This is a genomic window from bacterium, from assembly GCA_041648665.1.
In the GTDB taxonomy this organism is placed as follows: Bacteria; UBA10199; UBA10199; order 2-02-FULL-44-16; family JAAZCA01; genus JAFGMW01.
In genome coordinates this window covers 1-13,628 of the sequence record JBAZOP010000078.1, presented here as the reverse complement: position 1 = coordinate 13,628, position 13,628 = coordinate 1, and the positions used below count along the sequence as shown (strand labels likewise).

The 13,628-nt window shown below is 60.5% G+C and carries 13 protein-coding genes; 5 read left to right on the top strand and 8 right to left on the bottom strand.

Going from position 1 to position 13,628, the window contains the following annotated elements:
- From WC683_16280 to glmU, 3 genes are all read right to left on the bottom strand, one after another.
- The coding region (locus WC683_16280; GenBank protein MFA4974168.1) for a UvrD-helicase domain-containing protein at positions 1 to 1,025 on the bottom strand (1,025 nt) is incomplete at its 3' end.
- Between the two features lie 24 nt (positions 1,026 to 1,049).
- Positions 1,050 to 2,882 (bottom strand): glutamine--fructose-6-phosphate transaminase (isomerizing), encoded by a 1,833-nt coding sequence (gene glmS / locus WC683_16275; protein ID MFA4974167.1) that lies wholly within the window; start codon positions 2,880 to 2,882, stop codon positions 1,050 to 1,052.
- A 55-nt stretch (positions 2,883 to 2,937) separates the two neighbouring features.
- Positions 2,938 to 4,338, bottom strand: a complete 1,401-nt coding sequence (gene glmU / locus WC683_16270; protein ID MFA4974166.1) for a bifunctional UDP-N-acetylglucosamine diphosphorylase/glucosamine-1-phosphate N-acetyltransferase GlmU — start codon at positions 4,336 to 4,338, stop codon at positions 2,938 to 2,940.
- Between the two features lie 136 nt (positions 4,339 to 4,474).
- On the opposite strand from glmU, the gene WC683_16265 reads away from it, so the two are divergent.
- The 5 genes from WC683_16265 to WC683_16245 all read left to right on the top strand — a co-directional run bounded on the left by WC683_16265 (position 4,475) and on the right by WC683_16245 (position 8,280).
- Complete coding sequence (locus WC683_16265) at positions 4,475 to 5,047, top strand: hypothetical protein (protein ID MFA4974165.1); 573 nt, start codon at positions 4,475 to 4,477, stop codon at positions 5,045 to 5,047.
- A gap of 25 nt (positions 5,048 to 5,072) precedes the next feature.
- Positions 5,073 to 6,464 carry a TldD/PmbA family protein gene (locus tag WC683_16260; GenBank protein MFA4974164.1) on the top strand — a complete coding sequence of 464 codons (1,392 nt, stop codon included), beginning with the start codon at positions 5,073 to 5,075 and terminating at the stop codon, positions 6,462 to 6,464.
- Positions 6,465 to 6,510: 46 nt separating this feature from the next.
- On the top strand, positions 6,511 to 6,951 hold the full coding sequence (locus WC683_16255; GenBank protein ID MFA4974163.1) for a hypothetical protein: 441 nt from the start codon (positions 6,511 to 6,513) through the stop codon (positions 6,949 to 6,951).
- Positions 6,952 to 7,095: 144 nt separating this feature from the next.
- Complete coding sequence (locus WC683_16250; protein MFA4974162.1) at positions 7,096 to 7,644, top strand: hypothetical protein; 549 nt, start codon at positions 7,096 to 7,098, stop codon at positions 7,642 to 7,644.
- A gap of 120 nt (positions 7,645 to 7,764) precedes the next feature.
- Positions 7,765 to 8,280 (top strand): ferritin family protein, encoded by a 516-nt coding sequence (locus WC683_16245; GenBank protein MFA4974161.1) that lies wholly within the window; start codon positions 7,765 to 7,767, stop codon positions 8,278 to 8,280.
- A 4-nt stretch (positions 8,281 to 8,284) separates the two neighbouring features.
- Here WC683_16245 and WC683_16240 read toward each other — a convergent pair whose 3' ends face one another.
- From WC683_16240 to pgeF, 5 genes are all read right to left on the bottom strand, one after another.
- The gene (locus WC683_16240) at positions 8,285 to 9,454 is read right to left on the bottom strand and encodes an aminoacetone oxidase family FAD-binding enzyme (protein ID MFA4974160.1); all 1,170 of its coding nucleotides are present in this window, start codon (positions 9,452 to 9,454) and stop codon (positions 8,285 to 8,287) included.
- A 34-nt stretch (positions 9,455 to 9,488) separates the two neighbouring features.
- The gene (locus WC683_16235) at positions 9,489 to 10,580 is read right to left on the bottom strand and encodes a hypothetical protein (GenBank protein MFA4974159.1); all 1,092 of its coding nucleotides are present in this window, start codon (positions 10,578 to 10,580) and stop codon (positions 9,489 to 9,491) included.
- 38 nt (positions 10,581 to 10,618) lie between these two features.
- The gene (locus WC683_16230) at positions 10,619 to 11,782 is read right to left on the bottom strand and encodes a hypothetical protein (protein MFA4974158.1); all 1,164 of its coding nucleotides are present in this window, start codon (positions 11,780 to 11,782) and stop codon (positions 10,619 to 10,621) included.
- Positions 11,779 to 12,945, bottom strand: coding sequence for a hypothetical protein (locus WC683_16225; GenBank protein ID MFA4974157.1), 1,167 nt, complete (start codon positions 12,943 to 12,945; stop codon positions 11,779 to 11,781). The genes WC683_16230 and WC683_16225 overlap by 4 nt, the downstream gene beginning before the upstream one ends.
- Positions 12,946 to 13,087: 142 nt before the next feature.
- A partial coding sequence (gene pgeF, locus WC683_16220; protein MFA4974156.1) for a peptidoglycan editing factor PgeF occupies positions 13,088 to 13,628 on the bottom strand: 541 nt, incomplete at its 5' end.

Here is a 13,628-nt window from a genome sequence, read left to right as displayed (position 1 = left end):
TAGCGACCCCCTGCCGCCGTCGCCTTGCGGATGCGCTCCGCGACGGCCGCGGCCTCCTTGCGCTCGGACTCGCACGAGAGCAGAGCCACCTTCGCGCCGCCCTCCCTGCCGGTCCAGATCTGTTTCGCCTTCCTGCCCGCATTGCGCGAGACCACGGACGAGGCCGCCGCGAGAATGGAGGCCGTGGAGCGATAATTCTGTTCGAGCCTCACCACCGCGGCCCCGGGGAAATCCTCCTCGAAGCGCAGGATGTTGGCGATGTCCGCACCGCGCCAGCGGTAGATAGACTGGTCGTCGTCCCCGACCACACAGATGTTGCGATGCCCCGCCGCCACGGCGGAGATGAAGCGGTACTGCGAGTGGTTGGTGTCCTGATACTCGTCCACGAGCGTGTATCGCCACCTGCGCCTGTACGCTTCGCGCATCCCTTCGTCCGACTCCAGGAGCCGCACCGCGAGGCGGATGATGTCGCCGAAATCCACGGCCATGAGCTCCGAGAGTCTCTTCTGGTAGAGGCCGTACACCCTCGCCACCCTATCGAGATAGGGGTTCCCGGCGGAGGCAGCGGCGAATTCTTCCGGCCCTTGGCAGGAGTCCTTCGCGCGGCTTATCCTGTCGACCATCGATTTCGGCGGCATCCTCTCGCGGTCCATGTCCAGGGCGTCGATGCACTCCTTCATGAGCGCCAACTGGTCGCCCTCGTCGTAGATCACGAAGCGGTCGGAGAGGCCGGCTGCCTCCGCATGGCTGCGAAGGATCTTGAGGCACACCGAGTGAAAAGTCCCCATCGATATCTCGCGGGCGCACTGCCCCGCGAGCTTCTCGACGCGCGCGCGCATCTCGGCGGCGGCCTTGTTCGTGAAGGTGACCGCGAGTATCTGCGACGGGAAGGCGGCGCCCGCGGCGATGAGCCTCGCGATCCGCTGCGTCAGCACGCGCGTCTTGCCGGAGCCCGGGCCCGCCAGTATCAGAAGCGGGCCCTCGTTGTGATCGACTGCAAGCTGTTGCTGGGGATTAAGTTCCATTCGCTCGATGCTCAGACGGAGGCGTCATTCAACGGTGACGCTCTTGGCCAGGTTGCGCGGCTGATCCACGTCGGTCCCCTTGTGGTCCGCGGCATAGTAGGCGATGAGTTGCATCGGCAGCGCGGTGAGCATCGGGGTCGCCTGCCAACTGGCCTTCGGTATCGCGATCAGGTGGCTCGATTTTTCCGCGAGCTCGGCGTCTTCTTTGTGGCCCACCGCTATCACCGTTGCCCCCCTGGCCCTGACCTCCTCTATGTTGGAGAGGACCTTATCGCGCATGCAGTCCTGGGGCGCGATGGCTATGACCGGAACGCCGTGGTCTATGAGCGCGATCGGGCCGTGTTTGAGCTCGCCCGCGGCGAAACCCTCCGCATGCATGTACGATATCTCCTTGAGTTTAAGCGCGCCCTCGAGCGCAATCGGGTAGTTCGTACCGCGGCCTATGTAGAGCACGTGCGACGAGTACGATAGGCTCTCGGCGATGGCGCGCATCTCTTCGGCCTGCGCCAACACCCCCTGCATGAAGCGGGGGAGCTGGGTCATCTCCTCCACCAGTCTTGCCTCCTTCGCCGCGTCGATCGTCCCGCGTTTCTGCGCGAGATAGAGCGCGAAGAGATTAAGCGCGGAGAGCTGCGCGGTGAAGGCCTTGGTGGAGGCAACCCCTATCTCCGGACCGGCGTGCGTGTAGAGCGTCGCGTCGGCGGAGCGCGCGATCGAGCTGCCCACCACGTTGCAGATGCCCAGGACCGAGGTGCCGAACTCGCGTGACATCTTCTGCGCGGCCAGCGTGTCGGCCGTCTCGCCCGACTGCGATATCGAGATCACCAGCGTGCGCTCGTCCAACAGCGGCTCGCGGTACCTGAACTCTGAAGCGAGGTCTATGGCGACCGGCATCTTCGCGAGGGATTCGATCAGATATTTGCCGATCATGCCTGCGTGAAAAGAGGTCCCGCAGGCCACGATCGCTATTCGGTCAAAGCGCGGGCGGTCCCCGTCGAAGAGCGCATCCACCTCTTCGAGCGTGACCCTGCCGAGGTCGCGGTCGACACGGCCGGCGAGTGCATCCTGCATCACCTGCGGCTGCTCGAATATCTCCTTGAGCATGAAGTGCTTGTACCCGCCCTTTTCCGCCATGAGGGGGTTCCAGGGAATGCGCTGGGGAGTTCTTGAGATGTCGCGCCCGCCGCCGTCGAGGATCTTGATCCTCGAAGAGGTGATCACCGCAGTGTCGCCGTCCTCCAGAAAGATCATGTCCTTGGTATAGGGAAGCAGCGCCGGGATGTCGGAGGCCACGAACCTCTCGCCATCGCCCTCGCCCACCACCAGAGGGCTGCCGCTTTTCGCCACGTAGAGCACGTCCGGCTCCTTCACGCTCATCACCACCACCGCGTACGATCCCTTGAGCCTTGCGCGCGCGCTCGACAGCGCATCGAGCGTCCGCTGACCCCTGCGGCAATAGTGCTCTATGAGATGACAGATCACCTCGGTGTCCGTCTCGGAGGAGAATTTGTAACCCTCCGCTATGAGGAAGCGCTTGAGCTCCGCGAAGTTCTCTATGATGCCGTTGTGGACCACGACGATGTCGCCCGAGCGATGCGGATGCGCGTTGTTCTCGGAGGGCCTTCCGTGCGTAGCCCACCTAGTGTGGCCGACGCCAGAGGTGCCGACCATGGGCTCCTTGGCCAGCGCAGCTTCCAGCCTCCCCAGTTTACCTTCCACGCGGCGTATCAGAAGACCATGAGGACCCATGACGGCTATCCCGGCCGAATCATAGCCGCGATACTCCAGGCGCTTGAGCCCGTCGAGCAGCACGGGCGTAGCCTCGGAATTACCCACATATCCAATTATTCCACACATCGTCGCCTCCGGCGGCAAGTCGTATAATAGATCGCCTGCACATTCAAATCAAATCTTACCTCTTTCTGGATTTATGCGATTTCCTCTTTCTTTCCGCATATCCCTTCACGGTCTTCTGCTCCGAGCGCGACAACGCGAGGGCGCTTGGGGGTACGTTGCGCGTTATTGTGGAGCCCGCACCTATGACCGCCCCCCTGCCTATGCGCACCGGCGCCACGAACTGCGTGTCGCTGCCCACGAACACTTCGTCCCCTATCACGGTCATGTGCTTTTCGCGGCCGTCGTAGTTGCAGGTGATCGTGCCGCAGCCGATGTTCGCATGCGCGCCCACGATCGCGTCGCCGAGATAAGAGAGGTGGCCCGCCTTGGCGCCGGCCTTCATCTCGCACTTTTTCAGTTCCACGAAGTTGCCTATGCGCGCGCCCGCGCCCACCTTCGAGCCGGGCCTCACCCTCGCGAACGGGCCCACGACCGCGCCATCGGATATCTTCGAGCCCTCGATGACGCTGTTCGCCTTGATATGCACGCCGTTGCCCACGATCGCGTCCCTGATCACGACCCCGTTCTCGATGGTGCAGCCGGAGCCGATCTTCGTGTTCCCGAGTATGAAGGTGAACGGCAGCACGGAGGTGTCCTGACCGATGTGAACGCCGAAATCCACATAGGTATGCCTGTAGTCTATAAGGCCCGCGCCCGCCAGCATGAACGATTTGTTTATCCTTTCGCGCATGTGTTCGGCCGCGCGCGCCAGCTCCACGCGCGTGTTTATGCCGTGGAAATCCTCCGCAGGCTCGCAGCGGTGTGCGACAACACCCACCCCTTCCTTGAGGGCGATGCCCACCAGGTCGGTGAGATAGTACTCGCCCTTGGCGTTCGCGTTGCTCACCTTCTTGAGAGAGGAGAAGAGCCACTCGCGGTCTGCGAGGATGATGCCGGAATTGACTTCGCGGATCGTCTTCTCCTTCGGGCTCGCCTCCTTCTCCTCCACGATCTTGATCACGCTGCCGTCGAGGTCGCGCACGATCCTGCCGTAGCCGGCCGGGTTGGAGGGCGCCATGGAGAGGACGCCCAACACCGCGCGCTTGGCCCGCACCGCGTCCACGAACTCGCGGAGGGACTCCGGTCGAGCGAGGGGCACGTCGCCGCACAGTATAAGGATATCGCCGTCGAAACCAACGAAGGCCCTCTCCGCGACCATGACCGCGTGAGCCGTGCCCAGCTGCTCCTTCTGCAGGACAAAGTCCACCTCGACCTCGTCGAGGTATGCCTTTATGTCGGTCTGAAACGGGGCGACGACCACCTTCACCGGCTTCGCGCCCGCGCCCTTCGCAGCATCGATCGTGTAGGCCAGCACCGGTCGTCCGGCGAGGTTGTGAAGCACCTTCGACCTGGCGGACTTCATGCGCGTGCTCTTGCCTGCGGCCAGGATAAGCGCTGCGAGCCTCTGCCTCTGCATCCGCACCTCCATCTCATTGAAAAACAAGGCGTTTAACTAGGGCCGGTGCGCCACTATATGTAAACCACCTTGAAATACAAGGCAATTTTGACAACCCCGCCCTTGTTGTGATAGTCCCATCCCGCGAGGTGCAACTATGAATAAACTCCAGAGGTTGGGATTTTTCCGTCGCTCGATTGTACTAAATTTCCTGGCGATACTGCTCATCATCGGCGTCGTCCTGGCCCTGCACGCTGCAAGCAAGAAGTTCTTCTTCTCGAAGACGCCCGCGGTCACACAGGCTCAACCGGAGGATACGAACGCAGCAAACACTGCGGAGCCTGAGATCGTCGAGCTTAAGCCCGCCCCTGATCCTGCGCCGACGTTGGCGCCTGCGCCTGAAGCGGAAAAACCTGCGGCGATAGAAGAAAAACCCGCCCCGAAGAAACGCGTCGCAGCCGTCGGCAAGAGCCGTGCGACACGGACAAGACAATCGAGATGGTCCGAAGACCACAGCTACGGGGTGGAAAATCTGGACGGAGAATCCGCCCGGCGCAGATACCTGGAGTCGAACAAGGATTCATCGGGCTCATACAGCACGTACACCATGACCGAGTCTCCTCCCGAGCCCGTCAGCAGGACTTATGCATATGACGACCTTGACGGCGCTGCTGCAAGGGCGCAGTACCGCAAGGAAACCGAGAGGCTCTCCAAGGCGGACCTGAAATAGCCTGTCGCCTCCCATCACATATATAATGATAGACGATCTGCCGTTCGACAAGATCATCCAGGCTGCCATGCGCCAGGGCGCGGACTTCGCGGACGTGTTCGTGGAGCGCACCCGCGCCACGCTGATCTCGTGCGACGACCGACGCATAGAGCACGCCGCCGTCTCCTCCGACGCCGGGGTGGGCATCAGGGTCGTGAAAGAGGGCCGCACCGCATACGGCTCCACCAATGATCTCACCAAAAAATCGCTCATGGCGATAGCCCGCGACGTGGGCAAGATGGCGAACGCCCGCAGGACGAAAGCCCTCGCCCCCGTCTTTGCGGAGGCCGATACAGCGCAGGTCGCGACCGTGCAGAGACATCCGTTCGGCACGCAGATGGACGACAAGTGCGAAATCGTAACCAGGGCCAACGACATCGCGTGGCAGGCGGGCAAGGAGATCCGCCAGGCCAGGGTCCTCTACCGCGACCGGGTGAGGCGGATCTGCGTTGCGGCCAGCGACGGGACCTTCGCCACAGACGAACAGGTGGGCATCGTATTCTCGGTCCAGGTGGTCGCCTCGAACGGCGACTCGCTCCAGACCGGGCAGGAGGTCGTAGGCGGGGCGCAAGGATTCGAGATCTTCGACGAGGTGATGCCCGAGGAGATAGCGGATCGCGCGGCCCGACGAGCCGTAATGCTGCTCTCGGCCGGGCCTGCGCCCGCAGGGGCAATGCCTGTGGTGATCTCGGCCGAGGCCGGCGGCACGATGATACACGAGGCGGTGGGCCACGGGCTCGAAGCGGACTTCGCGGGCGAGGGGCTCACGATCTACGCCGGCAGGATCGGCGGGAAAGTCGCCTCCGACCTCGTCAGCGTGGTGGACGACGCGACGATGCAGGGCAAGCGCGGATCTTTCACGTTCGACGACGAGGGCCGGCGCGCGCAGCGCACCGTGCTCATCGAATCCGGCGTGCTGAAATCATACATGTCGGACAGGCGCTCCGCGAAAAAATTCGGATTCGCAAGGACCGGGAACGGCCGGCGCCAGAGCTACGAGCACCTCCCGATCTGCAGGATGACCAACACCCTGATCCTCCCCGGCAGACACGACCCGGCCCACATAATAAGCTCCACGCCGTCCGGGCTCTTCATAAAGCGCATGGGCGGCGGCCAGGTGAACACGGTCAACGGCGATTTCGTGTTCAACGTTCAGGAGGGCTATCTGATCCGCGACGGCAGGATATCCGAGCCTGTCCGCGGGGCCACGCTGATCGGCAACGGCCCGCGAGTCCTCGAATCCATAGACATGGTGGGCACGGACCTGGGCTTCTCGATCGGCACTTGCGGCAAGGAAGGCCAGGACGCGCCCGTCTCCAGCGGCCAGCCCACGATCCGCATACCGAAGATCGTGGTGGGCGGCACGGAAACGATATGATCAATTTCTCCTTGAATCCGTTTTTCATCCGCGCGATAAGTCGGCCATGAAAATCATAATCACGATTCTCTGCATCCTGACCCTCACGATTCCGTCGGTCGCCGGCGCGTACAAGCGCGACGCGCGGCCATATCAAGAGAGCGCCGCAGAGGAGCCTCATGCGGACGAAGGGACGCAGCCCGCGGACGACGATATCCGGAGGAAAACCGAAGAGATCGAAAAGGAGGGGGGCGGCGGCATGGGCGGCATGGCCATCATGGGCTACGCGCTCATCACCGTCGGCAGCATGGCGGCGATCGCAGGCTCGACCATCCTCGCGGCGACGGACAAGAACCTGCTCGGCGCCTCGATCAGCGGAGGCGGCGCCGCAATGGCGCTCGCAGGCACCCTCATGGTGACGCTCGGCTCCCGCGGCTCCTACGCAGCAGGGCCTGCCATCGATCCTGCGACAGGCACATACGGCGTCATGGTGGCGAAACGCTTCTGAGACAGGCGGCAAATCATTAAATACCTTATTGTTTCAATGGGTTATAGTATCAAGGGTTGTCCTTCTATCATAGCATTTCAGTTGCAATCTTTGAGGCAATCGGCAATAAGACGCGCAATTCACAGCAACCAAAAGGAGGGGATGATGAAGAAGTTCATGGTTATGGCGATGGCGGTGGTGATGGGCCTGGCGCTGACGGCGTCGGCGCAGGTGACGGTGAAGGAGTCGACGAAGACGGTAGGCGACACGACAGTTGAGAAGACGAAGGTCAAGGACACGGCATCCGGCGTGAAGGCCACGGAGAAGACGACCGAGACCGCGACCAGCACCAAGACCGAGGCCAAGATCAAGGGCGAGAACGTGAAGATGGAGAAGAAGACGATCGACACGGCGGCAGGCGAGGCCGGCAAGGCAAAAGTCCACATCAAGAAGGGCGAGCTCAAGGACTTCAGCGTCGATTGGGTCTATTATCAGGAAGGCAATGATTACATAGTCGAGTACACCGTGAAGGACAAGGCCGACAAAGAGCTTCTCACAGAGCTCGGGCTCAACGCTGAACAGGCCGACGCAGTCAAGGCCGGCAAGCACACGATCGTCTCCACCAGCCCGTACACTGCGGCGGACATACAGGCTGACTTCCGCACGCTGGTCGTGAAGGATCTCAAGAGCGCGATCGCGAAGAAGACGAAGTAATATCAGCTCTATTGCAGCGCCAAAACGGGGACGCGAAAGCGCCCCCGTTTTTTATCTCCGCTTGTGCGCAAGCGCGCTTTCGTATAAAGATGCACTATCACAAATTTGAGGAGGAAACTTATGGACCGCATGTCATCCATCGAGCTGGCGCTGAAGAACGAGATCACCGAACACGAATTCTATCTCAACGAGGCGCTCCGTTCGCGCAACGAGCTGGCGAAGAAGATGTTCGCGCAGCTGGCCAAGGACGAAGAGGAGCACATGCACCGCATCCGCGCGCTGCATGAAAAGCTGATCAAACAAGGCAACTGGCCCAAGGACATGCCCATAGTGGTGGCGGGCACGGACGTGAAGAAGATACTGGACAGCATTGTCGCCAAGGCCGGCAGCGTCACGGACCACGACGAGGACGACGTAAAGGCGCTCAAGAAGGCCATCGACTTCGAATCAAAGGGAGTCGATCTCTATACCAGGCTCACCGGCCTCTGCCAGAACCAGATGGAGAAAAACTTCTTCTCGTTCCTGGCCGGGATCGAGCGCGAACACCATCGTTCGCTGGTCGATGCGCTGGCCTATCTCAACGATCCAGAGTCGTGGCTCATGCAGCAGGAGCGCGCTGGCCTCGACGGCGCTTGAGATCTCATATCGCGTTTGCCGCAGCGTGCGCGGAAGCCCACGCCCAGTGCAGGTTGAATCCGCCCAGGTCCCCAGTGACGTCCATGACCTCGCCTATAAAGTAAAGTCCCGGGCAAAGCCTCGACTCCATGTTCTTCGATGAAAGCTCGCGCGTGTCCACGCCTCCCAGGGTCACCTCGGCCCTGGCATACCCTTCGGTCTTCGCCGGCAGGATCCTAATGGAGTGCAAGGCCGCGATCACGCGCGCAAGCTCCTTCTTCGAATACAAGCCTACCTGCCGCGACGAGGCGAGACGCTCGCAGAGCGCATCCGCAAGTCGGTCCGGGAGATAATGCGAGAGAAAGTTTTTGAGCTGCATCCTGGAGCCGGCCTCCCTCTTCTCCTCCAGCGGGCCCGACAGATCCACGCCAGGCAGCGCGTCCACGAGCAGGCGCTGACCCTTGTCCCAGAGGAGCGAGGCGCGCAATATCGCAGGCCCGCTGAGGCCCCGGTGCGTTATCAGGCATTCATCCTCTATCTTCGACTTTCCCACCGCGACCTCCGCGCGGAAGGATATGCCCGCGAGCTTCGAAAAGAAGCCGCGGTCCCGGGGCGCAAACACGAGCGGCACCAGCCCCGGCCTGCAAGGGATTACCCTGTGGCCGAATTGTTTGGCGATCCGATAGCCCAGGTCAGAGGCCCCGAGCGCGGGATACGAGAGCCCACCGGTAGCGAGGACGAGGCTTCGCGCCCTCGCCTCGCCGAATTCTCCTCGGACTGAAAAACCGTCTCCGCGCCTGACGGAAGAGATGCGGCCGATCGCGATCGTCCCCCCGCGCGCCTCAACGCCCGAGAGCAGCATCTCGAATATCCGTTTTGAGGAACCTTTGAGGAAGAGCTTGCCGCCCTCCTCCTCGACATAGGCGATGCGGTGCGCGTCTAGGATCGAGAGGAAATTCGCCGGCTGAAATCTAGCGAGCGCGGATCTTACGAAGTCAGGGTTCTCCGAGAGATACGATCGGGCCTCCACCGTGGAGTTGGTGAAGTTGCATCTTCCGCCGCCGGAGATGAGAAGTTTCTGCGCAAAGTCGCGGCGATGATCGATCAGAAGAACTTTGCGGCCGCGTGCCAAAGCCTCGTACGCAGCCATGAGGCCCGAGGCGCCCGCGCCGATTATGATCGAATCGAAATCCATGACAGCCGAGGTATAGCAGAATAGGACGCAAAGGTCATCTACCCGACATATCCTCCGCGATCTTATACAGCGCCGACAAGGCCTTTATCTTCTCTTTCCCCTTCTCCCTCGCCGTGTACGCATTCGACGGCAACCTCCCCTTGATCATCTTTCCGACCTTGCGGATATGCTCGCTCGCCTTCTTCCAGTCGTTTTTGCTCAAGATTCTGTTCTGAAGCACCGAGACCGCGGCGCGCAGCCTGTATTCGGCCGCGGTTGCCGCATAACCACCATCGGCCGTAGTCTCATAGTGCCTGGCCGCCTGATAGTAGAACCTCTCCATGGCCGAGAAATAGCCCGCCTTCATCGCACTGAGGAGGCCGTAACGGATGCCGATGAAAAAACCCGGCCAATCGCGGACGTCCTCGAACTCCTCAACCGACCTCAACCAGGCATCGGAGGCCAGCGTACCCGCTTTCCTGGAAAGTTTGGGAGAGCCCAACGTGCCGAAGATATCCTGCGCGTAATCCGCAGCGATCGCAGCGGCCGCATAGCCTCCCCTGTTAAACAGGGCGTTAGCAGAATCCACAAACAGGTTCGCGGAGTTGAGCCTGAAAACGCGGTCCTCGGCTGCGGCAAAGGCGAGCACCGCCGAATTGAAGAGATTCTTAGCGACATGCGAGGAGTTCGAACCTGCAGCGGTATTCACGACTACCTGATCATAAGCACCCTTTATAATATCAGCGATTTCAGGGGTCTTGTTCCTCTTGCCCAGACCCGCCAGCTCCCTCACGGTCATCTCTTTCGGCAGAACCCTCCTGCCGACCTTCATCGTACCTGAGAGCCGGATCTTGGTGTCGTCCATGAACCCATCGAGGACTCCCACATTCTTGAGAAACGCATCGGAATGATTGCAGTCAGCCGCCGCCGAGCCGTAGATGTATTCGGCGATCGGCTTCCCACCGTCGATTCGGACCAAGGGCTGGCGAGCGGGGCGGCCTGCGGAAATGCCGGCAAACTCGATGACGCCCCGCCTCAAGCCGACCGGCACCATGTTTATGGGGCCCACCAATTGCTGCATCTCCATGGAGAAGAGCACAGGTGTAGTGATGCAATGTGAGCCGTTCAATACCATCTTCGCCGCCATACAACCTCCTTGGGGTTTCATGTTTAGATTAGAATCGATCAAGGCACGTCGTGAAGATCCGGGACGTCGTCAGCACCCGGGCTGAAACTTTTCGCAGCCTTCGCAAGGGTTCGCAGCATTTTAAGATCTATGCCTGCGCTCTCCCCCTTGGCATCCGCCTTGGTCAGACCCTCCCATGCCAAGCCCAGGTGCAGTGCCATCTTCGCCCAGTCCTTGACCGTCGGCGGCTCGCTCATCTTCATGAGCACCTGGGCGGCGCGAAGGCGATCCTCCCCGGCTCGTCCATGGTCCGGCGTCTTCGCATTCCCTCTGAAGCCGGCGGATTTTGAGTAGAGACGTTCAAGCTCTTCGTACTGGTGACCCTTCCAACCGCTCAGGAGGCCGCGATAGAGTGCAGCTTCAAAATCGGCCTCATGACCGCGTCCTCTCAACTCCTCCAGCGCACCCGCCCATCGGCTGGCAGCCCTGCGTTGCCTGGCAGCCCTGCGTCGCATGGACACGGATCCATCCAGGTCGCCTTTCTCCGCGACGTGAGCTGCGATATCCTCAACCATGGCCGATCCTATCAGATCTCCCGAGCCAGACATATACTCAGCCCCGAGAAGGAACGCCTGCGCCGCGCGCGCAGCAGAACCGTCGATGCCCGAAAAGTTGAACAAGACGCCGCTCACGAATGCAGCCTTCGCCGGATCCACACCAACGGGATTCAATGGAAGAACATCGAGCATGGACTGGGCCAACTCAGAGAGGAGGACGAAGTCGCCTGTGGTGTGAAACTCATCCCTGTAATTTCTCATGATCGCGCGCGCCTGGAAAAGCCCGTCTATCCTAAGATGCTGCCACGTCGCCCACGCTCCGCTGCTGTCTCTCAGATAGCGATCAAAACCCTTTCCGAAAATATCGCCGAGTTCCTCATCCATGATCCGATCGAGTCGCGCCGCGGCATTGAAGATCTGCGAGTCTCTCTTGGCCTCCCCTGCCGGCATCACACCCTGAACTCGCTTGAAGAAATCCCTCTTGCCACCTATGCCGACGAGCGGCTCTACCCTATTGCCGATGACCGCACCCTCATCCGCGCCGAAGACTATGCCGCTTTTTCCCATCCTGACCGGAAACAGCGGGACATCATGCATGAGGGTTCTGAATTGCCGACCAAATGCGTTCGGCGTCATCACTGCGTTCGTTATGTTGACCATGATCATTTACCCCTTTTGCCAGTAGGCATCTCGTAGGCGATATCCTTGAGCCTCTTGATCGCTGAAAGGTTTATATCCGGGTGCGGAACCTGACTGTCCTGGAGCCGCTGATATGCGTGGCGCAGGCGGTCTTCTACGGCGGCCCAGTTAGTCTCCTCTTCCACAGACGCCCCATGCCCTGGAGCGACCGTCCTTTCAAGATGCGCCTGTGCTGCCCTGAGCAACTCTTCAGCCGCGAGATTGTTGTTTTTCTCCTGCGTGTGATGGTCGGCCGCTTTGATGTGGAATTCATCAATCAAATACAGCTTGCCGCTCTGGAGCGCCTCCTCGAGGCCATAGCGGATGGAGATGACGCGAGCAGGCCTCTCGCTCCAGTAGAAATCGACTGATTTCAGCCATGTCTGCGCCGCCTCCTCGTGCGCATTTCTGGCAGCATCCTCGTCCATTTTTTCATAATGATCAGCCTTCAACCCGAGGGCAAAGGCCAAGGAGGCATAAAGACTATTTGAATTCAGAATTCTTACCGCCTTGCTGAGCGCCTCTACATTGGCGGATTTATCACCGCTCCCAAGGGCATTGAAGAGCACGACCGCACCTATTATGCTCGCTGCCGTCTGCAGATCATCACCGCCCGTGAGGAAGATCTCAGCCTGTTGCCCATAGCTGAGCGCTGCCTCTGCAAACCACGACACCGCAGGACGCAAACTATCGCTGCCATCGAGGATCCTTCTGACAGCATCCATCACGGTCGTCTCTTCCATTTCGAATATCTCTTTCAGCTGGCTCGAATTCAGGCGGCCCGACGTCGCTTCCTGGTCTAGGCGTCCTCGCAGATCAGGGACCATGTTCTTCAATGGTTTATGAACAAAATACTCCAGAGTTCCCGCGTCATCAAGAAACGGCGTGTCGAGTACCCTGACCGCTTCAAGGCCTAAGTGCGGTATAGAGGCGTAATTGTAGATCTTTCGATACCTTGAGCGTTCGACAATTTCGCCCTTTATGCTGAAGAATCCATCATTCCGAGGCCTATCATCCCCAACGAATTGATATCCGAAATTTCCAGTCCCCGGGGAGATCCAGCTCGGCCATGTCCCGAGGTGCGGGCAGGCCTGGCCGAGTTGAAACATGAATGCGTTCGGCGTCATCACTGCGTTCGTTATGGCGGTCATATACAAGTCCTTTCCTTATTAAGGGTGTCGTATAATGCGCGATTTGTACATTATCGGAGGGGCTGTAGGCAACCGAAAAATGGGACAAATTTGCCCCTCACCCTCCCCTCTCCCTCGAGGGGAGAGGGTTAGGAAGAAGGCGCTAATCATTGATTATTGCGATGAAATTGACCTGGCGCCCCAGACCGCCATCACGGCGGAACGAGGCAAAGCGGGTGTCACAGCGGGTGCACTCCTTGAGGATCTCGATGTTCGATCGGAGGACCCCGGCCCTTTCCAGCAGGGCCGCGTTAGCTAGACGCAGATCCGCACGATTGGAACCCGCACGCCACGAGTCGCCGAGCCCCAGAGCAGCCATGGCCTCCTCGACCTCGCGACCCACCTCATAGCACGCGCCGCAGATGCAGGGACCGATCGCGGCGACGCAGTCCGCGGGATCAGTGCCATAAGCGCGCGTCATCTCTTTCAGCGCCTCGGCCACGACATTGAGCGCAGTCCCGCGCCAACCCGCATGCACTGCCGCGATCGCGCGCCCCTTTGCGTCGGCGATGAGTATGGGCACGCAGTCTGCGCTGCGCACGTGACAGACCACACCCGGCTTGTTGGTGATAAACGCATCTGCCTCGACAACCCCTTCCCCTCTCACATCCTCCAGGCGCACCACGCGCTTCCCGTGCATCTGA